Below are 22624 nucleotides of genomic sequence, written 5' to 3' on the forward strand. Positions count from 1 at the left end.
GCCATCCGGCAATATGACAGACATAAAAAAGGCCGCTTGCGCGGCCTTTTCTTATTCGGCAAAACAGAATTATGCGTAAACCGGGAAGCGTGCGCAGATATCCAGAACTTTACCTTTGATGCGCTCGATAACCGCTTCATCATTGATGTTGTCCAGAACGTCACACATCCAGCCAGCCAGTTCCTTCGCTTCCGCTTCTTTGAAGCCACGGCGGGTGATTGCCGGAGAACCGATACGGATACCGGAGGTCACGAACGGGCTCTTCGGATCGTTCGGCACGCTGTTTTTGTTGACGGTGATGTTGGCGCGGCCCAGGGCGGCGTCAGCTTCTTTACCGGTCAGGTTTTTGTCCACCAGGTCAAGCAGGAACAGGTGGTTTTCAGTACCGCCGGAAACCACTTTGTAGCCACGGTTCAGGAACACTTCAACCATCGCTTTGGCGTTTTTCGCAACCTGCTGCTGGTAAACTTTGAACTCAGGCTCCATCGCTTCTTTCAGTGCTACCGCTTTACCGGCAATCACGTGCATCAGCGGGCCGCCCTGCGCATTTGGGAAGACAGCGGAGTTCAGTTTTTTGTACAGCTCTTCGTCACCGCCTTTCGCCAGAATAAGGCCGCCACGCGGACCCGCCAGGGTTTTATGGGTGGTGGTGGTCACGACGTGCGCATGAGGAACCGGGTTCGGATAAACGCCCGCGGCAATCAGACCCGCAACGTGCGCCATATCGACAAACAGGTATGCGCCGATGCTGTCAGCGATTTCACGCATTTTTGCCCAATCAACGATACCGGAGTAAGCCGAGAAGCCACCGATGATCATCTTCGGTTTATGCTCTTTGGCCTGCTTCGCCATGTCTTCGTAGTCAATTTTACCGGACTCATCAATACCGTAAGGGATGATGTTGTACAGTTTGCCGGAGAAGTTTACCGGGGAGCCGTGAGTCAGGTGACCACCCTGCGCCAGGTTCATACCCAGAACGGTATCGCCCGGCTGCAGCAGAGCGGTGTAGACCGCAAAGTTAGCCTGAGAGCCAGAGTGCGGCTGAACGTTAGCGTAGTCTGCGCCAAACAACTCTTTCGCGCGGTCGATAGCCAGTTGCTCAACGATATCCACATACTCGCAACCGCCGTAGTAGCGTTTGCCCGGATAACCTTCAGCGTATTTGTTGGTCAGCTGAGAACCCTGTGCCTGCATCACGCGCGGGCTGGTGTAGTTTTCGGAGGCGATCAGTTCGATGTGCTCTTCCTGACGTACTTTTTCCTGCTCCATAGCCTGCCACAGTTCGGCATCATAATCGGCAATGTTCATTTCACGCTTTAACATCCGCATCTCCTGACTCAGCTAACAGTAAATTTTTTAAGCCCTGATGGACAACGGCCAACAGTATAACTGATTAGTTCTGCGATAACAGGTCTTGACAAACGTTTTTACGCAAACGTTTTCCTCCACGCCACACAAGGGCTTGAGGAATAAAGGTTCGCCAAATTTCAACGGATATCTTTTCAGGTTTGTGATGCAAATTCTTCACGTTGTAACTATCGTGATGCATTGTTACAAAGAACCATTTACATTGCAGGGGTATTTTTATAAGATGCATTTAACATGCAACAATAGATAATCCTAAAAGGAAGCCTGCCATGCTAGATGCTCAAACCATTGCTACCGTCAAAGCTACCATTCCCCTGCTGGTTGAAACCGGCCCCAAACTCACCGCCCACTTTTATGACCGGATGTTTACCCACAACCCGGAACTGAAAGAGATTTTCAATATGAGCAACCAGCGCAACGGCGACCAGCGCGAGGCGCTGTTCAATGCCATTGCCGCGTATGCCAGCAATATTGAAAACCTGCCGGCCCTGCTGCCTGCGGTTGAGAAAATCGCGCAGAAACACACCAGCTTCCAGATTAAGCCTGAGCAGTACGACATCGTGGGGGCGCACCTGCTGGCGACGCTTGACGAAATGTTCAGCCCGGGTCAGGACGTGTTAGACGCATGGGGTAAAGCCTACGGCGTGCTGGCGGGGGTATTTATCAACCGTGAAGCGGAAATCTACCAGCAGAATGCGAACAAAACCGGCGGCTGGGAAGGCACGCGCCCGTTCCGTATTGTGGCGAAAACGCCGCGTAGCGCACTCATCACCAGCTTTGAATTTGAACCGGTGGACGGCGGCGCAGTCGCGGATTATCAGCCAGGCCAGTATCTGGCCGTGTGGCTGAAACCGGAAGGCTTCCCGCATCAGGAGATTCGTCAGTACTCTCTTACCCGTAAAGCCGATGGCAAAGGTTACCGTATTGCGGTGAAACGCGAAGACGGCGGTCAGGTTTCAAACTGGCTGCACAACGCCGCGAATGTCGGCGATGTGGTGCATCTGGCGGCACCTGCGGGCGATTTCTTTATGTCCGTGGAAAACAACACCCCGGTGACGCTCATCTCCGCCGGTGTCGGTCAGACGCCGATGCTGGCGATGCTCGACACGCTGGCGAAATCCAGCCATACCGCGCAGGTGAACTGGTTCCACGCGGCGGAAAATGGCGATGTGCATGCCTTTGCCGACGAAGTGAAAACCCTGGGTTCCAGCCTGCCGCGCTTTACCGCGCACACATGGTATCGCCAACCGACCGAGGCAGATCGCCAGGCTTCCGCGTTTGACAGCGAAGGATTGATGGATTTAAGCGCGATGGAAGGGGCGTTCAGCGACCCGGCGATGCAGTTTTATCTCTGTGGCCCGGTCGGCTTTATGCAGTTTGCTGCAAAGCAGTTGGTTGAGCTGGGAGTGAAGCCGGAAAGCATTCATTACGAGTGTTTTGGGCCGCATAAGGTGCTGTGATTTTGCCCTCACCCCGCCCTCTCCCACAGGGAGAGGGAGAAAACCAGCGCAAGAATTGACGCCTGCACAAACCATTCCCTCTCCCTGCGGGAGAGGGTTAGGGTGAGGGAGATGCGGCGTTAAATCGCCGCGTCGTCCTCTTCACCCGTACGAATACGGATCACGCGCGCCACGTCAAAGACGAAGATTTTGCCGTCGCCGATTTTACCCGTTTGCGCCGTGCGGATAATAGTATCCACGCAGGTATCAACGATATCGTCGCTGACCACGATTTCAATTTTGACCTTCGGCAGGAAGTCCACCATGTATTCCGCACCGCGATAGAGCTCGGTGTGGCCTTTCTGACGACCAAAGCCTTTCACTTCCGTTACCGTCATCCCGGTAATACCGACTTCCGCCAGCGCTTCACGTACATCATCCAGTTTGAAGGGTTTAATAATCGCATCAATTTTTTTCATGGTGTTCCTGTTTTTCAGTCGCGTAACCGGTTGCTCACCGTATCATAAATCACGCAAAAGTACGGTGCTACTCTTTAAAATCATTTGCATCCAGTTCGTGGCGTGAAAGTAGCTTGTAAAACTCCGTGCGGTTACGCCCCGCCATTCTCGCCGCATGCGTCACATTCCCTTTGGTAATTTGCAGCAGCTTGCGCAGGTAGTTGAGTTCAAACTGATTACGCGCTTCCACAAAGGTTGGCAGCGCAGTGTTCTCACCTTCCAGCGCCTGTTCGACCAGCGCGTCGCTGATCACCGGCGACGAGGTCAGCGCCACGCACTGTTCAATCACGTTCACCAGTTGTCGCACGTTTCCCGGCCAGTTGGCCGCCATTAATCGCTTCATCGCATCGGTAGAAAACGCGCGTACGAACGGTTTGTGTCGGTCGGCGGACTGGCGCAGCAGATGGTTTGCCAGCAGCGGAATGTCTTCCGTGCGCTCGGCAAGCGTTGGAATTTTGAGGTTTACCACGTTAAGGCGATAGAAGAGATCTTCACGAAACTCACCGCGCGCCATCGCTTTCGGTAAATCGCGGTGGGTCGCGGAGATAATCCGCACATTAATGTCGAGATCGCGGTTGCTGCCCAGCGGGCGCACCTTGCGCTCCTGTAAAACACGCAGAAGTTTGACCTGCAGCGGGGCAGGCATATCACCGATTTCATCCAGGAACAGCGTGCCACCTTCCGCCGCCTGAAACAGCCCTTCCCGGTTGCTTACCGCGCCGGTAAAGGCCCCGCGCGCGTGGCCGAAGAGTTCTGATTCCAGCAACTGTTCCGGCAGCGCGCCACAGTTTATCGCCACAAATGGCTTACTGTTGCGCGGGCTGGCGTTGTGAATCGCCTGCGCCAGAATCTCTTTCCCGGTGCCGCTCTGGCCATTAATCAGCACGCTAACGTCAGACTGCGCAACCATCTGCGCCTGCTCCAGCAGCCGCAACATAATTGGGCTACGGGTCACAATCGATTCCCGCCAGCGCTCATCTACCGCCGGAGCGGTCCGCGCCAGCGCTTCATCGATAGCTTTATACAGCGCGTCTTTGTCGACCGGTTTGGTCAGGAAGCTAAACACGCCCTGTTGTGTCGCGGCGACCGCGTCAGGAATCGAACCGTGGGCGGTGAGGATAATTACCGGCATACCCGGCTGCACTTTCTGAATTTCACTGAACAGCTGCAAACCGTCCATTTCATCCATCCGCAGGTCGCTGATAACCAGGTCGATACGCTCTTTTGCCAGTACACGCAGCCCCTGCTGCCCGCTCTCTGCGGTATCCACCTGATAGCCTTCGCTGGTCAGGCGCATACCCAACAGTTTCAATAGCCCCGGGTCATCATCCACCAGCAACAGGCGGGCCGTTTTCCGTGGTGTCATTGTTTATCCTCCGTGTCAGCAGACGCATCCGTGCCGTGTGTGCTGTCCGGGTTAAAGCCGGACGAGGGTTTACGGCTGGAGAGCTGCCGCTCAATATCGGTCAGGTTTTGCAGCTTGCGGGTCGTCAGATCAAGTTCGCCCTTTAGCGCCTGCTGCTGCTGACGCAGTTCATCCATCGCGGCATCGCTCGACTCCTGTAGCTTGCTGTAGCGCGTGCGTTCATCAGAGAGTTTCAGCTGGAGCATCTGGTTATCGCGCCACACCTGATACAGCGGGCGAATACGTGACGGAATTTGCGCACTATGCGCATCAAGACGCGAAACAATCAGTTCACGTTCGGGGGGCGTGATTTTCGCATTCGCCAGCAGCACACCGCGCTTGAAGGCATCAGACCAGCTCGCATCGCCCAACTGGTTAGCCTGCGCCCGCGCCTGTGCAGGCGTTAGACGGTCGGCACAATCCATGCCGCGCAGCCAGTACAACGGATTGTTCTCCGCAATGGAGCCGTCAAGCGTCCAGAGTTCGTCACAGGTGGTGGAAAGGTAATCCGCCACCTGTTCGTGGGGAATTTTCTCTTCGCTGACGCCAATATGAGGCGTGAGGCCAGCGCTACAGCCAACGAGCGCCAAACAGGATAAGCCCGACAGCCAGAAACGGCGGGCGCCCTGTACGACGCGCGTACTTAAAAAGTGGGACATATGCACCCGATATGTAGTCATGAGTTTGTTTTATCCGGCCCGGGGACAGGGAGTTCAATGCGAAAACAGATATCGCCCGCACTATCGTCAATAAGATGAAGCTCGCCGTGCATCTTGCGCACACAATCGCGGGCAATACTCAACCCCAGACCACTGCCCTTTACGGCCCCTTTTCGCTGGCGACTGCCCTGGAAAAAGGGCTCAAAAATCATTGCCTTTTCGGCATCCGGGATCGGCGTCCCTGTGTTGGCCACATCAATAGCGATTCGCCCGCTGAAGACGTGGCTACGGATATAAATGTTACCGGATTCAGTACCATAGTGCACCGCATTGGAGTAGAGATTATCCAGCGCGCTCATCAATAGCGTCGATTCGGCCAGGCATGCCGGGGCTTCCAGAGAAACCCGGGTATGCATCATTTTAGCTCGCGCCGGCAAACTGTGCGCAGAAACAACGGCTTCCACCATCGGGGCCAGCTCGACGCGGCTCATAGGTACCGCGCCATCGCTCAGTTTACGGTTGTAATCCAGCAGTTGTTCAATCAGCTTTTGCAAATTGCGACTGCTATCATCAAGGATATCCACCACCTCTTTTTGCTCCGGCGTGAGTGGGCCGACAACCTGGTCCGCCAGCAATTCAGTCCCTTCACGCATACTGGCAAGCGGCGTTTTGAGTTCGTGGGAGAGATGGCGCAAAAACTGGTGGCGCTGCGATTCCAGCCAGGAGAGCCGCTCGCTCAACCAGACGATACGCTGGCCGACGGATCGCAGTTCACGCGGGCCACGGAACGTGACGCCCTCTTTGAGGGTTTCCCCCTCGCCCAGGCGATTAATCATACTCTCAATGCCTTTGACCGGGCCGATAATCATGCGCGTAAACAGCAGCACCATCGCCAGGCTGACAAGAAACAACACCAGCGCCTGCCAGCCGAAGAACTGGCCGCGTTCGGCGATTTCCTGCTGTAGCTGTTGACCGCGCGAGAAGACCACCGTACGCGTCGCCTGGACCATTTCGGTATTGGCACTGGCAAAAGCTTCCAGCCTGGCTGCCGCCAGCTTTTCCGGGCCACTATTGAGACACTGTAACTGGGCCAGATCGTTAAGATCTTGTCTTAATGCCTGATACAGTTTTTCATCAGGCAGCACGCCCGCATGCGCGTCGAGCATATCGCTGTAGCGCTTACGTTGACTCTGGTAAACCCGCGCCAGGGTCGGGTCATCAAGCACACAGTACTGGCGATAACTCCGCTCCATTTCCAGCGCAATGTTGGTCATTGCTTCACTGCGGCGCGCGTCAATCAGGGTGGTACGGTTGGTTTTTTCGGCCTGAGCGCTAAGCGCATTCAGGCTCTGCCATGCCTGCCAGGCCAGCACCAACAGCGGCAACAGGATCAGCAGAAAGGCCAGCATAACCAATTGTCGCAGCGAACGGGGAGAAAGAGAGACGCGTTTCACAAGGAGTTCCCAAAAAATCAACCTGTAAGGATGCTAACTGAGGAAGTGACGCGGGGAAAGGCAGAAATAACAAAGCCGGGTCGAAACCCGGCTTTGTTCTGGAATAAGGCGGTGCCTAACTCAACGTTTCGCCCGATGGTTGATATGCAAAGATATCAGAAGCTGGACGGCAGGCACCTTGTTGTGCGTCATTCGAAGTTTATGTAGCACGTCCCGAAGGGGCTGACATAAGAAGGTGAATGAGCCACTGAGTATATTAATGCAGGTTGCGTGCCAACATGGAAGATAAAATGTTAACTTAATGATAATTAAAGATAATATTGATTTTATCAATCTTTGAGCAAATGATTACTTTTTGTTCTTTGCGTCGCTGATTAGCAACACTTTATGCATCGTTAAATAAAATAGATTTTAATCAATGAGTTAGATGTCGCCATTTAGAGACACCTACAATAAGGATTGTCTGTCATTCACGACACTTGAAAACGCCGGATGGCGGCTGCGCCTTATCCGGCCTACACGTCGATGCGAATGATTGCGGTCATCCAACAAAAAGGGCCGCTTTCGCGGCCCTGTCTCTTAACCTAACTGCTTACGCGCATTGCGGAAGATACGCATCCACGGGCCATCCTCGCCCCAGTTTTCCGGGTGCCAGGAGTTCGCCACGGTACGGAAGACGCGTTCCGGGTGCGGCATCATGATGGTGACACGACCACTTTCGTTGGTCACCGCGGTGATGCCGTTCGGAGAACCGTTCGGGTTCGCCGGATAGGTTTCCGTCACCTTGCCGAAGTTATCAACGTAGCGCAGCGCCACCAGCCCTTTGCTTTCCAGCGCCGCCAGATGCGCAGCATCACGCACTTCCACACGCCCCTCACCGTGAGAAACGGCAATCGGCATCTGTGAACCCACCATCCCCTGCAGCAGCAGCGACGGGCTTTGCGTCACTTCGACCAGGCTGAAACGCGCTTCAAAACGGTCCGAGTTGTTACGCACAAAACGCGGCCACAGGTCGCTGCCCGGGATCAGCTCGCGCAGATTAGACATCATCTGGCAACCGTTACACACGCCCAGCGCCAGCGTTTGCGGACGATGGAAGAAAGTTTCGAATTCATCACGCACGCGATTGTTGAACAGGATGGACTTCGCCCAGCCCTCACCCGCGCCCAGCACATCACCGTAAGAGAAACCGCCACAGGCAACCAGCGCATCAAAACGCGCCAGCCCGGTGCGACCGGCCAGCAGGTCGCTCATGTGCACGTCGATGGCATCGAAGCCCGCACGCTGGAACGCCGCCGCCATTTCAACGTGAGAGTTAACGCCCTGCTCACGCAGTACCGCCACCTGAGGACGTGCACCCTTCGCAATGTACGGCGCAGCGATATCTTCGCTGATGTCATAAGTGAGTTTAACGTTCAGACCCGGATCGTTATCGTTGGCTTTCGCGTTATGCTCCTGATCGGCGCTTTCCGGGTTATCACGCAGACGCTGCATCTGCCAGGTCGTTTCCGCCCACCACATACGAAGCGTGGTGCGGCTTTCGCTAAAGACCGGCTGGCCGTTGGCGGTCAGCGTAAAGCGGTCGCCCGTTACGGCGTTACCCAGATAATGTACGCAATCGCCCAGGCAGTGTTTAGCCAGTAGCGCTTCAACCGCCTCACGGTCAGCCGCGCGAACCTGAATCACCGCCCCCAGCTCTTCGTTGAACAGTGCAGCCAGACGGTCGTCGCCAAGCGAAGCAATATCCGCCTCAACACCGCAGTGACCGGCAAAGGCCATTTCCGCCAACGTCACCAGCAGGCCGCCGTCGGAACGGTCGTGATAAGCCAGCAGTTTACGCTCTGCAACCAGCGCCTGAATGGCGTCGTAGAAGCCTTTCAGCTGCGCGACATCACGTACATCGGCCGGTTTGTCGCCCAGTTGACGGTAAACCTGCGCCAGCGCGGTAGCGCCCAGCGCGTTATGGCCTTTCCCAAGGTCAATCAGCAGCAGCGCGTTATCTTCCGTAGAAAGCTGTGGCGTAATGGTATGACGCACATCTTCCACGCGAGCAAACGCGGAAATCACCAGCGACAACGGCGAGGTCATTTCACGCTGTTCGTTACCTTCCTGCCAGCGGGTTTTCATCGACATGGAGTCTTTACCCACCGGAATCGTCAGGCCCAGCGCCGGGCAAAGTTCTTCACCCACCGCTTTCACTGCTTCATACAGACCGGCGTCTTCGCCAGGGTGACCGGCGGCAGACATCCAGTTAGCCGACAGTTTAATGTGTTTGATATTGCCAATTTGCGTGGCCGCAATGTTGGTCAGCGCCTCACCGACTGCCAAACGGGCAGACGCGGCGAAGTCGAGGAGCGCAACCGGAGAACGTTCACCGATCGCCATCGCTTCACCGTAGTAGCTGTCGAGGCTGGCGGTGGTGACCGCGCAGTTAGCCACCGGGATCTGCCACGGGCCAACCATCTGATCACGTGCCACCATGCCGGTGACGGTACGGTCGCCGATGGTGACGAGGAAGGTTTTTTCCGCCACGGACGGCAGGTGCAGAACGCGGTTAACCGCATCGGCAAGGGTAATGCCTTCGCGAACCAGCGCGTCGCCCTTCGCTTTCAGGGTGGTGACATCGCGGGTCATCTTCGGCGTTTTGCCCAGCAGCACGTCCAGTGGCAGGTCGATAGGCTGATTGTCGAAGTGCTTGTCATTCAGACTGAGGTGCAGTTCTTCAGTCGCTTCGCCAATCACCGCATACGGTGCGCGTTCACGCTTACAGAGTTCATCAAACAACGGCATCTGCTCAGGCGAAACCGCCAGCACGTAACGTTCCTGCGATTCGTTACACCAGATTTCCAGCGGGCTCATACCCGGCTCGTCGCTCAGGATGTCGCGAAGTTCGAATTTACCGCCGCGCCCACCGTCGCTGACCAGTTCCGGCATGGCGTTAGAAAGACCGCCTGCGCCGACGTCGTGGATAAACAGAATCGGGTTCGCGTCACCAAGCTGCCAGCAGCGGTCGATCACTTCCTGGCAACGACGTTCCATTTCCGGGTTATCGCGCTGAACGGACGCGAAATCGAGATCCGCGTCAGACTGGCCGGAGGCCATGGAAGAGGCTGCACCGCCGCCAAGGCCGATATTCATCGCCGGGCCGCCGAGGACGACCAGTTTCGCACCCACGGTGATCTCGCCTTTCTGCACGTGATCGGCGCGGATATTGCCGATCCCGCCTGCCAGCATGATCGGTTTGTGATAGCCGCGCAGCTCCTCGCCGTTGTGGCTGTTCACTTTCTCTTCATAGGTACGGAAATAGCCGTTCAGCGCCGGGCGACCAAATTCGTTGTTAAATGCCGCGCCGCCCAGTGGGCCATCGGTCATAATATCCAGCGCGGTAACAATGCGTTCAGGCTTGCCGAAATCTTCTTCCCACGGCTGCTCAAAGCCCGGTATACGCAGGTTAGAAACGGAGAAACCGACCAGACCGGCCTTCGGTTTTGCACCACGCCCGGTGGCACCTTCATCACGAATTTCACCACCAGAACCGGTTGCCGCGCCCGGCCACGGAGAAATCGCCGTCGGGTGGTTGTGAGTTTCGACCTTCATCAGGATGTGCGCAGGCTCCTGGTGGAAATCGTAGCGACCCGTTTCGTGGTCGGCAAAGTAGCGGCCGACTTCAGACCCTTCCATCACCGCGGCGTTATCTTTATAGGCAGACAGCACGTGATCCGGCGTGGTCTCAAAGGTGTTTTTGATCATCTTGAACAGCGATTTCGGCTGCTGTTTGCCGTCGATAATCCAGTCGGCGTTAAAAATTTTGTGTCGGCAGTGCTCAGAGTTAGCCTGCGCAAACATATAGAGTTCGATATCGTTCGGGTTACGCCCAAGCTTAGTAAAGGCGTCCTGCAGATAGTCGATTTCATCATCTGCCAGCGCCAGCCCCAGACGCAGGTTGGCGTCGATGAGCGCCTGACGCCCTTCCCCCAACAGATCGACGCTGGATACGGGTGCGGGTTGATGATGAGCAAACAGTTTTTCCGCATCCTGCAGCGAGTCGAAGACGCTTTCCATCATGCGATCGTGCAGCATCGCCGCCACGTCACGCCACTGCTCCGCCGTAAGCGTAGAGGCTTCCACATACCAGGCCACACCGCGTTCCAGGCGCAGAACCTGAGTCAGGCCGCAGTTGTGGGCGATGTCGGTTGCTTTTGAAGACCAGGGGGAGATGGTGCCAGGGCGGGGAGTCACGAGCAGTAATTTACCGGATGGCGTATGGCTGCTGAGGCTCGGGCCATACTTTAACAGACGTTCAAGTCTGGCGTGCTCTTCGTCGTGAAGCGGAGCATCCAGATCGGCAAAATGGACATACTCAGCGTAAATATTGCTTACCGGGAGGTTGGCTGCCTGAAAACGCGTCAGCAGTTTGTTAATACGAAATGCAGACAGTGCAGGCGAACCACGCAGAATTTCCATCATAAGTCTCTCGTCTTCTAAGCTTTCAGTGTGCGCAAGGGGGGAAAACGGGCGCTATTATAGTTAATCCTGCGCCCTGACGAAACCGTTTGCGTAGAAATAAAATCACTTCCTGCTTTTACCAATAGATGTGACGTATCTCTCGAATTAGTTGCCAACTGGCGTAATCTTAAGCAAAATGCCGCTCATTCTGTTCCAGACCATAGTCTTCTTATGGTCACTGCACACAGTGATTTTGTTAGCGCAGAGAATTAACTATTTGAAAAAATTAAAGATTAATTATCTGCTGATCGGCATCGTTGCACTGCTGTTAGCAGCAGCCCTTTGGCCCTCCATTACATGGATCAACCAACCGGCCAATCGCATTGCCGCCATTCAGGCGCGGGGGGAACTTCGCGTCAGTACCATTGTGTCACCTTTAACCTACTCTCGCGTTGACGATAAAGAGTACGGACTCGACTACGCCCTTGCTGAACAGTTTGCCGATTACCTCGGTGTTAAGCTGAAAGTGACCGTGCGACAGAATATCAGCGAACTGTTTGACGATCTCGACAATGGCAAAGCAGACCTGCTGGCTGCAGGCCTGGTTTATAACAGCGAACGCGTCAAAAACTACCACGCTGGCCCGGCCTACTATTCCGTTTCTCAGCAGGTGGTGTATCGCGTCGGCAGCTATCGCCCGCGCTCGTTGGGAGAACTGAACGCCGATAATCTTTCCATTGCGCCAGGACATGCGGTGATCAACGACCTTCAGGCACTGAAAGAAACGAAGTATCCCGATATCAGCTGGCAAGTGGATGAAAAGCGCAGCAGCGAAGCCTTAATGGAAGATGTACTGGCGGGCCGCCTGAATTACACCATCGCAGATTCGGTGGCGATCAGTCTGTTCCAGCGCGTTCACCCGGAACTGGCCGTGGCGCTCGATATCACCGACGAGCAGCCGGTGACCTGGTTTAGCGTTAACGACGAAGACGACACGCTTTCCGCCGCGATGCTCGACTATTTCAACAGTATAAATGAAGACGGCACCCTCGCCCGCCTGGAAGAGAAATATCTGGGGCATGGCGGCGATTTCGATTATGTCGATACGCGGTCGTTCCTGCGCGCCGTCGATAACGTATTGCCTGACCTTCAGCCGCTGTTTGAAAAATACGCCAAAGAGATAGACTGGCGACTGCTGGCGGCTATCTCGTATCAGGAGTCGCACTGGGATGCGCTGGCAACCTCCCCCACCGGCGTGCGCGGCCTGATGATGCTCACCAAAAATACCGCCCAAAGCCTGGGTCTGACGGATCGTACCGATGCGGAACAAAGCATTGGCGGCGGCATGCGATATCTGCTGGATATGATGGAGAAAGTACCGGATACGGTGCCGCAGGATGAGAAAATCTGGTTTGCCCTCGCCGCTTATAATATGGGGTACGCGCATATGCTTGATGCCCGCGCGTTAACGGTCAAGCAGAAAGGCAACCCGGACAGCTGGACGGATGTAAAACAGCGCCTGCCGCTGCTCAGCCAAAAACCTTATTACAGCAAGCTTACTTACGGGTATGCGCGCGGGCATGAGGCCTATGCCTATGTCGAAAATATCCGTAAGTATCAAATTAGCCTGGTGGGGTATCTGGCGGAGAAAGAGAAGAAAGTGGCTCAGGAGATAGCGATTGCCGCCGATTACCCGGCGGTAACGATGGATGAACTGAACCGCAACAATGCTGACTTCTTACCATTCATTTCCCTGTCGCCACGCGATTATCTGCACAGCGTGCAGGGCTCGACGTCAAGCGAACTGGTCGATGCCGCACAGCCCCGTCATTGATTTTCAGCTTTCTGCGCTTTGCGCAGTGCCTTGATTTGTTCCCGGCGTTCGCGGAAAAAATCACTTAGCATTCCAGCGCATTGATCGCGCAATACGCCTGCCATAACCTCGACACGGTGATTCATTCCCGGATGATGCAGGACATCCATTAACGACCCGGCAGCGCCAGTTTTGGCATCGCGCGCGCCAAACACGACGTGTCCAATGCGGCTATGCACCATTGCGCCTGCACACATCACACACGGTTCCAGCGTAACGTACAGCGTGGCGTTAATCAGGCGGTAGTTTTGCAACACCATGCCGCCCTGACGCAGCGCCATAATTTCGGCGTGAGCCGTCGGATCGTGACGACCAATCGGGCGATTCCAGCCTTCGCCAATCACCTGATTATCGAGCACGAGCACCGCGCCAACCGGCACTTCCCCTTCATCCCAGGCGCGCTGCGCAAGCGTAAGCGCATGGCGCATCCAATATTCATGGTTGAATTCATTGTCGGACAAAGTGGGCACTCCAGATGATAAATCGGGGCGCATTATACATAGAGAGAATAAGATTACCCACTATTCCAGCCGCTGAAGTTCACCGCGCGGCGTTACCCGCCAGCGATGCTGGCAAAAATAGAGCAGCGGGTTATCCTGCTTGCTGTCGCTATAACCGCTAAACAGACGCAGCGGCGTACCGATTTTGCGCTCCAGTTGCACGACTTTTTCATGCCCCAGGCAACGCAGTGAGAGCACCCAGCCGCCATGAGCCCGGGTTATCTGGCTGGCGATAAGATTCACGCGCGGCAGCCAGGGCGTATCAAAATAGACTTTCTCCACCAGCGACTGCGGCGAGCCGGTAATCAGCCATACATCGGCATCGGTGCTGATGAGGTATTCGGTCAGGCGCTTATGCACCACCGGGAAAGCCACCACATTCGCCCGAAACCACGTAGCAAAATCCGCTTCCAGCGCGCGCAGTCTGGCTTCGCTGTGTCCAAAGGTACACCCCCACAACAGCAAACTCATTGGCCAGCGCGCAGCGCGCCCTTTTACCAGCAGCGCGATACCGATAATCGGCAGCAGCGGCAGCACCAGCAATGCGTTGAGGGGCAGTCGCCGTAGCAGATAGCGCAGAAACGTGCCGAACATATCCTGTTGATGCAGGGTGCCATCCAGGTCGAAAAAAATAACTCGACGGGGGTCGTTTGCCAAACCAGACTCCTTTAAGCAATGAATTTCCGTTAACTCATTACAAGCGTAACAGATAGCGCGGGTGATTTCTGGAAACATCGCCTCAACGGCGGGATGCAAAAAGTGTTCAATATTTTGCGCCAGATGGAATATTTAATTCAGGTTAATCCGTTATAATCGAATAATAATTCTTTCAGGCGAGCAGAATTGTTGTCGGGAGAGGTAGCGTAATTTTGCCCTTGAGGAGCGTATGAATTGTTTAATCCGTATTCGCCAGCGATATCCACAACTGGCGCAAAGTGATAAAAAACTGGCCGATTTTATCCTGGCGCAGCCTGACCTGGCGCGTCATCTCAGCTCACAGCAGCTGGCGAGCCAGTCGGGTGTCAGCCAGTCCAGCGTGGTGAAGTTCGCGCAAAAACTGGGCTTTAAAGGTTTTCCGGCCCTGAAACTGGCGCTGAGCGAAGCCCTGGCCAGCAATCCGAATCCGCACTCTATTCCGGTACATAACCAGATTCGCGGTGACGATCCACTGCGTCTGGTGGGCGAAAAACTCATTAAAGATAACGTTGCCGCGATGCATGCCTCACTCGACGTCAACGACGAAGAGAAACTGCTGGAGGCCGTGAACATGCTGCGCGGCGCACGGCGCATCGTACTGACCGGGATTGGCGCCTCGGGCCTGGTGGCGCGCAACTTTAGCTGGAAACTGATGAAAATTGGCCTTAACGCCGTCGCCGAGCTGGATATGCACGCCCTGCTCGCCAGCGTTCAGGCGCTAAGCGAAGGCGACCTGCTGTTAGCAATTTCCTACTCCGGCGAGCGCCGCGAGATAAATCTGGCAGCGGATGAAACCCTGCGCGCGGGTGGCAAAATTCTCGCCATCACCGGATTTTCACCCAACGCGCTCCAGCAGCGCGCCACGCACTGCCTTTATACTATTGCGGAAGAACAGGCCACGCGCAGTGCGGCGATTTCCTCAACCAGCGCGCAGATGATGCTGGCGGATGTGCTGTTTATGGGGCTGGTGCAGCAGGATCTGGAAAATGCGCCGGATCGCATTCGCCATAGTGAAGCGCTGGTGAAGAAGCTGGTGTGATTGCGCGGGCCCACGCCCGCGCCTCCCTTTATTGTGCTTCTTTGGCATGGATAAGCTGGGTTAACAGGCGATTCACAGGCACCGGTATCCCCTGGGCTTCTCCTATGCGCGCCACCGCACCATTCAGGTAATCAATTTCGGTGAGGCGCCCTTTATGCAGATCCTGATGCATCGACGGGTAGTGCTCGCCACTTTCACGTGGATCGAACACCTTCTGAACGGTGTGCATCACTATCTCTTCCGTCAGCGGGATCTGTTGGCTTATGGCAACCTGTACAATCTCCGCCACAACAGTACGCGCAATCTCCAGCGCACCAGGGCGACGGCCAAATCCTCCAACATTACAATCCAGCAGCGCACAGTAGGTATTCATTACGCTGTTGAACGCCGCTTTCTTCCAGATGGAGAGCAACACATTGGCGCTCAGTTCAGCGTTCAGGCCCGCGTGATTAAGCATATCCACAACCTGACCTGCCATTGCCATATCCGTCGACATCAGTGGTTGTAGCTCAATATTACCCGACCCCGTCGCCCGAATATGCCCCGGACCTTCCAGCTCGCAGGACCAGAGTGTCACGCCCGCGTAAATAACTGAACGATCGACATACTGCTCCAGCGTCTCAATGTTCCCAAGTCCGTTAGAGAGCGTCATCACCACCTTTGCTGATGACAGCACCGGTGCAATTTTTCGCAGCATTTCCGCCATCTGCATTGCTTTTGTGAAGAGGATGACCACATCGAATTCGCCGTGCGCATCTTCAGCCAACATCGCAGGGAGAGAATAATGACGACTTCCGCTTTCTGTTTCGACGAATAAGCCCTGCTGATTGATGGCATCAACGTGCGTTTTCCAGCCATCAATCAAGGTAACATCTATCCCGCTATCGGCCAGCATATAACCAAAACGGCAGCCCATTGCACCTGCGCCCGCTATTGCTACTTTCATCTCAGACTCCTTGCGTTTTCATGTTCGTCAAAATTTTCGCGACATAGTTTTTGGTAAACAAAATCAGGATCACCCCAAGCGCCAGCAAGCCGGTGGTGAGCATAAAGACGGGATCATAGCTGCCGCTGGATTTGGCGATTGCAGAGGTAATGTACGGCGCAATCACCGCGCCCACGGCAAAACCGAAATACATAAAACCGTAGTTAAGACCCTGATTACGCATGCCAAAATTCTGACTGGTAAGCCCTGGGAAAATCACCAGGATGCCGGCATAGCCAAACCCGACGCCCAGCGCGCTGAGGTAGAACATTGTGGTGTTACCGGTGAAAAAGAGCAGTGCCAGCATGCACAGCGCAAGGAAGAGATAGACGGTGACAAGCGTTGGGTATCCGCCGAGCTTATCCGCCACGGTCCCCCAGAACAGACGGCCCACCGAGTTGAAGATAGAGACCAAACTCACCACCATCGCACCGGATGCCAGACCGTACTGCATCATGCCGATTTGCGCTGAACTGGAGCTGATCACCATCCCGGAGAAAACGCCCAGCGCCAGAATGGCGAACAGTAACCAGAATCGCGGATCGCGCAGCATCTGACGATAATCTTTATCCATGGGTGAAGCCGCGATGCCACCGCTGTCTTTCGCCGGCGCGCTGCGGATGAAAAACTGCACCACAAATATCACTACCAGATAAACAATGCCTAGATAAAGCAGCGCCTGGCTGACATCGTGGGTTTGCGACATAAAAAATTCGGCGAGTTTGGTACAGAGCAGCGTACCGACTCCAACACCAGCCAGAACGATGCCACTGGCCAGGCCTCGACGGTCGGGGAAGAATTTGAGGATATTATTGAGATTACCGGTAAACGCCAGACCAGAACCTAACCCGGCCAGCACGCCGTAAGTCAGGAACAGCAAATACAGATTGTCGACGAATCCGGAGAGAATGAAACCGAGTGAAAACAGAATGCCACCAATGACAATCGCCTGCTTACCTTTACCATTATCAATCATCTTGCCGCCCCAGATCATGGGGATGGGAATAATCCCCATATTGATTGAGAAGGCTAAGGCCAGCATTGCCGGATCCCAGTGATACTGTGCCATCAGCGGCGTTTTAAAGTAACTGAAGGCATAAACGCCCCCCAGTACAAAGTTAATGCATACGTGTGCCGCCAGCATCCCCCAGCGGTTAATTGGCTTCGCCATCCTTTATTTCCCTTTATAAAAATAAACTGGTCACAGTTTAAAAAAGATGAAATAGGCAAACCATTTGGTAATTTTTATAATCGTGATAATAAAAACCTATTTTGCGAAGCCTGTAATGAATCTCAAGCAACTGCAATCTTTTCTGATACTTAGCGATGAGCTGCACTATGGGCGAGCCGCTGCGCGACTGTTTATCACGCAGCCATCATTGAGCCAACAAATAAAACAACTGGAATTATCATCAAAAATTATTCTTTTCCAACGAAAAGGGCGAAATATAGAATTAACCCGCGCAGGTACGGTATTACGAACTCATGCCATAAAAATTCTTCAGGATATAAAAAATGCTGAGAACGAATTGTCACTTTACCAATATCAGACTCGCGATAATATTTCACTTGGCGTCTCGGGAAGCCATCTGGTACTGCCCATTTTCAAACAATTTAGTGCGAAGTATCCCGAGATAGCCCTGACGGTAAAAGAGTTTTCCACCGAACAAACGATTAAAAAAATTGGCGATAAAGTGATCGACTTTGGCATCGTTTATCAGTGTCGTGTGCCTGAAAACATTAGCGCGACGCGTCTCTTTGAAGATGAGATCGTCGCGGCAGTCCCGCTTTCCCATCCTCTGGCACGACAGACTTCGTTACACCTGGAACAACTGGCTGGACAACCCATTATCATCCTCAATGAATCACTGCTGCTGCGAGGCGTGATTGCCACCGAGTTAGGAAAGCGTCATATCGCGCCGAATATTATTTGCGAACTCGATAACCATTACTCCTGCCTGGAATATGCCGAGGCACAGATTGGCATCGCACTGCTTACCCGTTCGCTGCTGCGATCCACGCCCGCCAAGAACGTTCGGCTGATGTCGTTACAGGAACCCACGTTTTATCAACAGGTCATACTGGTGCACAGTAGCGATTTGCTTCCTGATGAGCCGGTGCGCGACCTGCTGACACAAATCAAAGATCACTACGGTAACGATACGAATACCCCGGAAAAAGTATGGTCTGCGCAGAAAATGCGCGTATAATGCGCGGCCCGAATAGGTTGTTTCTGAGAGTTTCCTGATGGCGTTGTTAATCACCAAAAAATGCATCAACTGCGATATGTGCGAACCGGAGTGTCCGAACGAAGCCATTTCGATGGGTGATAGCATCTATGAGATCAATAGCGATCGCTGCACCGAGTGCATCGGCCATTACGAGACGCCTACCTGTCAGAAAGTGTGCCCGATCCCGAATACGATTTTAAAAGATCCGGCACACCTTGAGAGCGAAGAACAGTTGTGGGATAAATTTGTGACGTTGCATCACGCCGACAAAATCTAGTTTTCCAGAATGACCGTCGCGCAGGCATAGCGACGTTCATCCGCCAGGGTGACGTGTATGTGCACCACGCCCATTTTTTCCGCCAGAATCTGCGCTTCGCCCCACAGGCGCAGTTTCGGTTTCCCCATTTCGTCGTTGTAGACTTCAAACTGGTTAAACGCCAGGCCATTACGGATGCCCGTGCCAAAGGCTTTCGCTGCCGCTTCCTTCACCGCGAAACGCTTGGCCAGAAAACGCACCGGTTGTTGATGCGTTTCCCAGATAGCCCACTCATTGTCGGTTAATACCCGACGCGCGAGGCGATCGCCGCTGCGGGCAATCACCTCGTCGATACGCGTAATCTCGACAATGTCGGTTCCTAGCCCAAGAATCGCCATTATTTGCGCGCTTCCAGCATCAGGCGTTTCATTTCGGCAACGGCCTCTTTCAGACCGGTCATCACCGCGCGGCCAATGATGGCGTGGCCGATATTCAGTTCGTGCATCTCTGGCAGCGCCGCGATAGCTTTCACGTTGTGATAAGTCAGGCCATGCCCGGCATTGACTTTCAGCCCCAGGCTTGCGGCATAAGTTGCGGCGTGAGCGATACGCTCCAGTTCTTTAGCCTGCTCGGCGTCGGTTTGAGCATCGGCATAGCAACCCGTGTGAATTTCGATATAAGGCGCGCCCACTTCTGCCGCGGCTTTAATCTGCTCGTTATCGGCATCGATAAACAGGGATACCAGAATACCTGCGTCGGCGAGGCGTTTGCAGGCATCGCGCATTTTGTCACGCTGACCAGCAACGTCGAGACCGCCTTCGGTGGTCACTTCCTGACGCTTTTCCGGCACCAGGCAGCAGAAATGCGGTTTGGTGTCGACGGCAATGTTCAGCATCTCTTCGGTGACCGCCATCTCCAGATTCATGCGCGTGTCGAGCGTCTGACGCAGGATACGCACGTCGCGGTCGGTGATGTGGCGACGGTCTTCACGCAGATGAACGGTGATGCCATCCGCACCGGCCTGTTCGGCGATGAATGCCGCCTGAACCGGGTCCGGATACGCTGTGCCGCGCGCGTTACGCAGGGTGGCAATGTGGTCAATATTGACGCCTAACAGTAATTCAGCCATGACAATCCTCGGTTTTTAGTTCGGTATTCGTTTTCCCCTCACCCTGGCCCTCTCCCGGAGGGAGAGGGGACCGTTTATGCACTATATTCAGTACTGTGATGATTCAGGGGGGAGGTTATTTCTTTGGCAAAAACTGCCTGAATAATTCCCGGCTTTTTAGCGGTTTGCCACCAAGATACGGCTTCAGCGCCATACGGGTAAAGCGTTTTGCGGCTCGCAGCGAATCCACATCCGGAAACTCGCGGCTGGCCAGCGCTTTCAACTGATGGCCGGTAAAGGTGTAGTTATCAATTACGACGCTGGCGATAAAGCCCTTTTCTTCACGATAGCGATAGGTCATGGTGTCATCAACTTCATCGCCGCTTCCTGCGCAGTGCAGGAAATCGACGCCGTATCCCAGATGCCCCAGTAGCGCCAGCTCAAAGCGACGCAGCGCGGGTTCAGGCGAACCAGAGGTTCCCGCCAGCGCCTGAATGCAGTGCAGGTAATCGAAGAAAAGTTCAGAGAAACGGGTTTCGTGCTCCAGCACGCGGGAAATGAGTTCGTTAACGTAAAGGCCGCTGTAAAGCGTAATGCCGCTCAGGGGGAGCGCCAGCGAAACGGCTTCCGCGCTGCGCAGGGTTTTGACTTCACCGCGCCCGCCAAAGCGAACTAACAGGGGGGTAAAAGGCTGAAGCGCGCCTTTTAGATTGGAACGTTTGGAACGTGCGCCTTTGGCAACAAGGCGCACGCGACCGGACTCTTCCGTGAAGACGTCCAGCATCAGGCTGGTTTCGCTCCAGGGGCGACTATGCAGGACAAATGCGCGCTGCCAGCCTTCCATCATACCCGTCGTCTTTCAAGCCGCAGGTGCGTTGGCTGCGACTGTTCACCCCAGTCACTTACTAATGTAAGCTCCTGGAGATTCACACTCTTGCCGCCTTCCTGCACCATGAAAGCCATAGGGTATGAGAAACTTAAAGATCGTCGCCATAGCCAAGACTACGCAGTGCACGCTCGTCATCAGCCCAGCCGGATTTCACTTTCACCCACAGTTCCAGGTGAACCGGAGCTTCGAACATTTCCTGCATGTCTTTACGGGCTTCGATACCGATGGTTTTGATTTTGGAACCTTTGTTGCCAATCACCATCTTTTTCTGCCCGTCACGCTCAACGAGGATCAGGCCGTTGATGTCGTAACCGCCGCGCTCGTTAGTCACGAAACGTTCGATTTCCACGGTAACAGAATACGGCAGTTCTTCGCCCAGGAAGCGCATCAGCTTTTCACGAATGATTTCAGACGCCATAAAACGCTGAGAACGATCGGTGATGTAATCTTCCGGGAAGTGATGAATCGCTTCCGGCAGATGTTTGCGTACGATTCCGGCGATGGTGTCGACATTCAGCCCGGTTTCCGCAGACATCGGCACGATGTCGAGGAAGTTCATCTGGCTGCCGAGGAACTGCAGATGCGGCAGAAGATCTGCTTTTTCCTGCACGTTATCGACTTTGTTAACGGCCAGAATCACCGGCGCTTTGCCTTCGCGCAGTTTGTTCAGCACCATTTCGTCGTCCGGCGTCCAGCGCGTGCCTTCCACGACAAAAATCACCAGTTCAACATCCCCGATGGAGCTGCTTGCTGCTTTGTTCATCAGGCGGTTGATGGCGCGCTTTTCTTCCATGTGCAGACCCGGGGTATCGACATAGATTGCCTGATACGCACCTTCCGTATGAATACCGACAATGCGGTGACGGGTGGTCTGCGCTTTACGCGAAGTAATGGAAATTTTCTGCCCCAGCAGATTGTTCAGCAGGGTAGATTTGCCGACGTTCGGGCGACCGACGATGGCGATAAATCCGCAGTAAGTTTTGTCGTTGCTCATTCCAGCTCCAGTTTTTTCAACGCCTGTTCGGCGGCAGCCTGCTCCGCCTTGCGACGGCTGGAACCTGTGCCAACCACCGGTTCACTCAGGCCGCTAACCTGGCAGTGGATAGTAAATTCCTGATCGTGTGCTTCCCCACGCACCTGCACCACCAGATAAGATGGCAGCGGCAGATGGCGGCCTTGCAGATACTCCTGCAAGCGTGTTTTTGGATCTTTCTGTTTATCGCCCGGGCTGATTTCGTCCAGACGCGTTTGATACCAGGAGAGGATTAACTTCTCGACATTCTGAATATCGCTGTCGAGGAACACCCCGCCAATCAATGCTTCAACCGTATCCGCGAGGATAGATTCGCGGCGGAAGCCGCCACTTTTCAGCTCGCCCGGCCCTAAACGCAGACATTCGCCCAGTTCGAATTCACGGGCGATTTCCGCCAGCGTATTACCGCGAACCAGCGTCGCGCGCATACGGCTCATATCGCCTTCATCCACACGCGGGAAGCGGTGATAAAGGGCGTTCGCGATCACGTAGCTTAAAATGGAATCGCCCAGAAATTCTAAGCGCTCGTTATGTTTGCTGCTGGCACTGCGATGGGTTAATGCCTGTTGCAACAACTCCTGATGAACAAAAGTGTAGCCCAGCTTCCGTTGAAGCCGATTAATTACGATGGGGTTCATGCGATACCAATAAATGAATGCGTCAAAAATTCAGCACACGAAACAGATCTGAAAGCACCAATACGGTTTCGTGTGCCGTGTCTATTA

At 54.4% G+C, this 22624-nt stretch carries 20 protein-coding genes and 1 pseudogene; 6 read left to right on the top strand and 15 right to left on the bottom strand.

Going from position 1 to position 22624, the window contains the following annotated elements; all coding sequences use genetic code 11:
* Positions 1-69 precede the first annotated feature (69 nt).
* Positions 70-1323 (bottom strand): serine hydroxymethyltransferase, encoded by a 1254-nt coding sequence (gene glyA, locus F0Q32_RS22510; RefSeq protein WP_015963408.1) that lies wholly within the window; start codon positions 1321-1323, stop codon positions 70-72.
* A gap of 314 nt (positions 1324-1637) precedes the next feature.
* Between glyA and hmpA the strand changes: the two genes are divergently transcribed.
* The gene (hmpA, locus tag F0Q32_RS22515) at positions 1638-2828 is read left to right on the top strand and encodes an NO-inducible flavohemoprotein (protein ID WP_149464816.1); all 1191 of its coding nucleotides are present in this window, start codon (positions 1638-1640) and stop codon (positions 2826-2828) included.
* 119 nt (positions 2829-2947) lie between these two features.
* Here the strand turns inward: hmpA and glnB are convergent, their stop codons facing one another.
* The 5 genes from glnB to purL all read right to left on the bottom strand — a co-directional run bounded on the left by glnB (position 2948) and on the right by purL (position 11310).
* On the bottom strand, positions 2948-3286 hold the full coding sequence (gene glnB / locus F0Q32_RS22520) for a nitrogen regulatory protein P-II (RefSeq protein WP_003860685.1): 339 nt from the start codon (positions 3284-3286) through the stop codon (positions 2948-2950).
* Positions 3287-3353: 67 nt separating this feature from the next.
* The gene (gene glrR, locus F0Q32_RS22525) at positions 3354-4691 is read right to left on the bottom strand and encodes a two-component system response regulator GlrR (protein WP_149464817.1); all 1338 of its coding nucleotides are present in this window, start codon (positions 4689-4691) and stop codon (positions 3354-3356) included.
* A complete protein-coding gene (gene qseG, locus F0Q32_RS22530; protein ID WP_149464818.1) occupies positions 4688-5410 on the bottom strand; it encodes a two-component system QseEF-associated lipoprotein QseG in 723 nt (240 codons plus the stop codon). The genes glrR and qseG overlap by 4 nt, the downstream gene beginning before the upstream one ends.
* Positions 5407-6798, bottom strand: coding sequence for a two component system sensor histidine kinase QseE/GlrK (qseE, locus tag F0Q32_RS22535; protein ID WP_149464846.1), 1392 nt, complete (start codon positions 6796-6798; stop codon positions 5407-5409). The genes qseG and qseE overlap by 4 nt, the downstream gene beginning before the upstream one ends.
* A 624-nt stretch (positions 6799-7422) precedes the next feature.
* The gene (gene purL, locus F0Q32_RS22540; protein ID WP_149464819.1) at positions 7423-11310 is read right to left on the bottom strand and encodes a phosphoribosylformylglycinamidine synthase; all 3888 of its coding nucleotides are present in this window, start codon (positions 11308-11310) and stop codon (positions 7423-7425) included.
* 256 nt (positions 11311-11566) lie between these two features.
* Here purL and mltF point away from each other — a divergent pair, with 256 nt between their 5' ends.
* Positions 11567-13123, top strand: a complete 1557-nt coding sequence (mltF, locus tag F0Q32_RS22545) for a membrane-bound lytic murein transglycosylase MltF (protein WP_149464820.1) — start codon at positions 11567-11569, stop codon at positions 13121-13123.
* Here mltF and tadA read toward each other — a convergent pair.
* Complete coding sequence (tadA, locus tag F0Q32_RS22550) at positions 13117-13656, bottom strand: tRNA adenosine(34) deaminase TadA (RefSeq protein ID WP_149464821.1); 540 nt, start codon at positions 13654-13656, stop codon at positions 13117-13119. The genes mltF and tadA overlap by 7 nt on opposite strands.
* 27 nt (positions 13657-13683) lie before the next feature.
* Complete coding sequence (gene yfhb / locus F0Q32_RS22555) at positions 13684-14319, bottom strand: phosphatidylglycerophosphatase C (RefSeq protein ID WP_149464822.1); 636 nt, start codon at positions 14317-14319, stop codon at positions 13684-13686.
* Positions 14320-14548: 229 nt separating this feature from the next.
* On the opposite strand from yfhb, the gene F0Q32_RS22560 reads away from it, so the two are divergent.
* Positions 14549-15397: a MurR/RpiR family transcriptional regulator gene (locus F0Q32_RS22560; RefSeq protein ID WP_149464823.1), complete on the top strand. Its 849-nt coding sequence runs from the start codon at positions 14549-14551 to the stop codon at positions 15395-15397.
* A gap of 28 nt (positions 15398-15425) precedes the next feature.
* On the opposite strand, the gene F0Q32_RS22565 is transcribed toward F0Q32_RS22560, so the two are convergent.
* Together F0Q32_RS22565 and F0Q32_RS22570 are read right to left on the bottom strand one after the other, a co-directional pair.
* Positions 15426-16343: an oxidoreductase gene (locus F0Q32_RS22565; protein WP_149464824.1), complete on the bottom strand. Its 918-nt coding sequence runs from the start codon at positions 16341-16343 to the stop codon at positions 15426-15428.
* A gap of 1 nt (position 16344) precedes the next feature.
* Positions 16345-17553 carry an OFA family MFS transporter gene (locus F0Q32_RS22570; protein ID WP_149464825.1) on the bottom strand — a complete coding sequence of 403 codons (1209 nt, stop codon included), beginning with the start codon at positions 17551-17553 and terminating at the stop codon, positions 16345-16347.
* A 115-nt stretch (positions 17554-17668) separates the two neighbouring features.
* Here F0Q32_RS22570 and F0Q32_RS26620 point away from each other — a divergent pair.
* The 3 genes and pseudogenes from F0Q32_RS26620 to F0Q32_RS22580 form a co-directional block, all read left to right on the top strand.
* Positions 17669-17839, top strand: a pseudogene (locus F0Q32_RS26620) (LysR family transcriptional regulator); the annotation flags it as partial.
* Positions 17840-17911: 72 nt separating this feature from the next.
* Positions 17912-18592: a LysR family transcriptional regulator substrate-binding protein gene (locus F0Q32_RS22575; RefSeq protein ID WP_255475690.1), complete on the top strand. Its 681-nt coding sequence runs from the start codon at positions 17912-17914 to the stop codon at positions 18590-18592.
* Positions 18593-18629: 37 nt separating this feature from the next.
* The gene (locus tag F0Q32_RS22580; RefSeq protein ID WP_149464827.1) at positions 18630-18890 is read left to right on the top strand and encodes a YfhL family 4Fe-4S dicluster ferredoxin; all 261 of its coding nucleotides are present in this window, start codon (positions 18630-18632) and stop codon (positions 18888-18890) included.
* Here the strand turns inward: F0Q32_RS22580 and acpS are convergent.
* The 5 genes from acpS to rnc form a co-directional block, all read right to left on the bottom strand.
* Positions 18887-19267 carry a holo-ACP synthase gene (acpS, locus tag F0Q32_RS22585; protein ID WP_149464828.1) on the bottom strand — a complete coding sequence of 127 codons (381 nt, stop codon included), beginning with the start codon at positions 19265-19267 and terminating at the stop codon, positions 18887-18889. The genes F0Q32_RS22580 and acpS overlap by 4 nt on opposite strands.
* Complete coding sequence (pdxJ, locus tag F0Q32_RS22590) at positions 19267-19998, bottom strand: pyridoxine 5'-phosphate synthase (RefSeq protein WP_015963396.1); 732 nt, start codon at positions 19996-19998, stop codon at positions 19267-19269. Before pdxJ ends, acpS begins: the two co-directional genes overlap by 1 nt.
* 115 nt (positions 19999-20113) lie before the next feature.
* Positions 20114-20821, bottom strand: coding sequence for a DNA repair protein RecO (gene recO / locus F0Q32_RS22595; RefSeq protein WP_149464847.1), 708 nt, complete (start codon positions 20819-20821; stop codon positions 20114-20116).
* 133 nt (positions 20822-20954) lie between these two features.
* Positions 20955-21860: a GTPase Era gene (gene era, locus F0Q32_RS22600; protein ID WP_149464829.1), complete on the bottom strand. Its 906-nt coding sequence runs from the start codon at positions 21858-21860 to the stop codon at positions 20955-20957.
* Complete coding sequence (rnc, locus tag F0Q32_RS22605) at positions 21857-22537, bottom strand: ribonuclease III (protein ID WP_015963393.1); 681 nt, start codon at positions 22535-22537, stop codon at positions 21857-21859. The genes era and rnc overlap by 4 nt, the downstream gene beginning before the upstream one ends.
* Positions 22538-22624: the final 87 nt, after the last annotated feature.

Origin of the sequence: Pseudocitrobacter sp. 73, assembly GCF_008369545.1 — a bacterium.
In the GTDB taxonomy this organism is placed as follows: domain Bacteria; phylum Pseudomonadota; class Gammaproteobacteria; order Enterobacterales; family Enterobacteriaceae; genus Pseudocitrobacter; species Pseudocitrobacter vendiensis.

Coding starts and splice junctions, on each gene's coding strand:
- glyA (WP_015963408.1), bottom strand. CDS start 1,323: ATGTTAAAGCGTGAAATGAACATTGCCGATTATGATGCCGAACTGTGG.
- hmpA (WP_149464816.1), top strand. CDS start 1,638: ATGCTAGATGCTCAAACCATTGCTACCGTCAAAGCTACCATTCCCCTG.
- glnB (WP_003860685.1), bottom strand. CDS start 3,286: ATGAAAAAAATTGATGCGATTATTAAACCCTTCAAACTGGATGATGTA.
- glrR (WP_149464817.1), bottom strand. CDS start 4,691: ATGACACCACGGAAAACGGCCCGCCTGTTGCTGGTGGATGATGACCCG.
- qseG (WP_149464818.1), bottom strand. CDS start 5,410: ATGACTACATATCGGGTGCATATGTCCCACTTTTTAAGTACGCGCGTC.
- qseE (WP_149464846.1), bottom strand. CDS start 6,798: ATGCTGGCCTTTCTGCTGATCCTGTTGCCGCTGTTGGTGCTGGCCTGG.
- purL (WP_149464819.1), bottom strand. CDS start 11,310: ATGATGGAAATTCTGCGTGGTTCGCCTGCACTGTCTGCATTTCGTATT.
- tadA (WP_149464821.1), bottom strand. CDS start 13,656: ATGCGCCCCGATTTATCATCTGGAGTGCCCACTTTGTCCGACAATGAA.
- F0Q32_RS22560 (WP_149464823.1), top strand. CDS start 14,549: ATGAATTGTTTAATCCGTATTCGCCAGCGATATCCACAACTGGCGCAA.
- F0Q32_RS22565 (WP_149464824.1), bottom strand. CDS start 16,343: ATGAAAGTAGCAATAGCGGGCGCAGGTGCAATGGGCTGCCGTTTTGGT.
- F0Q32_RS22570 (WP_149464825.1), bottom strand. CDS start 17,553: ATGGCGAAGCCAATTAACCGCTGGGGGATGCTGGCGGCACACGTATGC.
- F0Q32_RS22580 (WP_149464827.1), top strand. CDS start 18,630: ATGGCGTTGTTAATCACCAAAAAATGCATCAACTGCGATATGTGCGAA.
- acpS (WP_149464828.1), bottom strand. CDS start 19,267: ATGGCGATTCTTGGGCTAGGAACCGACATTGTCGAGATTACGCGTATC.
- pdxJ (WP_015963396.1), bottom strand. CDS start 19,998: ATGGCTGAATTACTGTTAGGCGTCAATATTGACCACATTGCCACCCTG.
- recO (WP_149464847.1), bottom strand. CDS start 20,821: ATGGAAGGCTGGCAGCGCGCATTTGTCCTGCATAGTCGCCCCTGGAGC.
- era (WP_149464829.1), bottom strand. CDS start 21,860: ATGAGCAACGACAAAACTTACTGCGGATTTATCGCCATCGTCGGTCGC.
- rnc (WP_015963393.1), bottom strand. CDS start 22,537: ATGAACCCCATCGTAATTAATCGGCTTCAACGGAAGCTGGGCTACACT.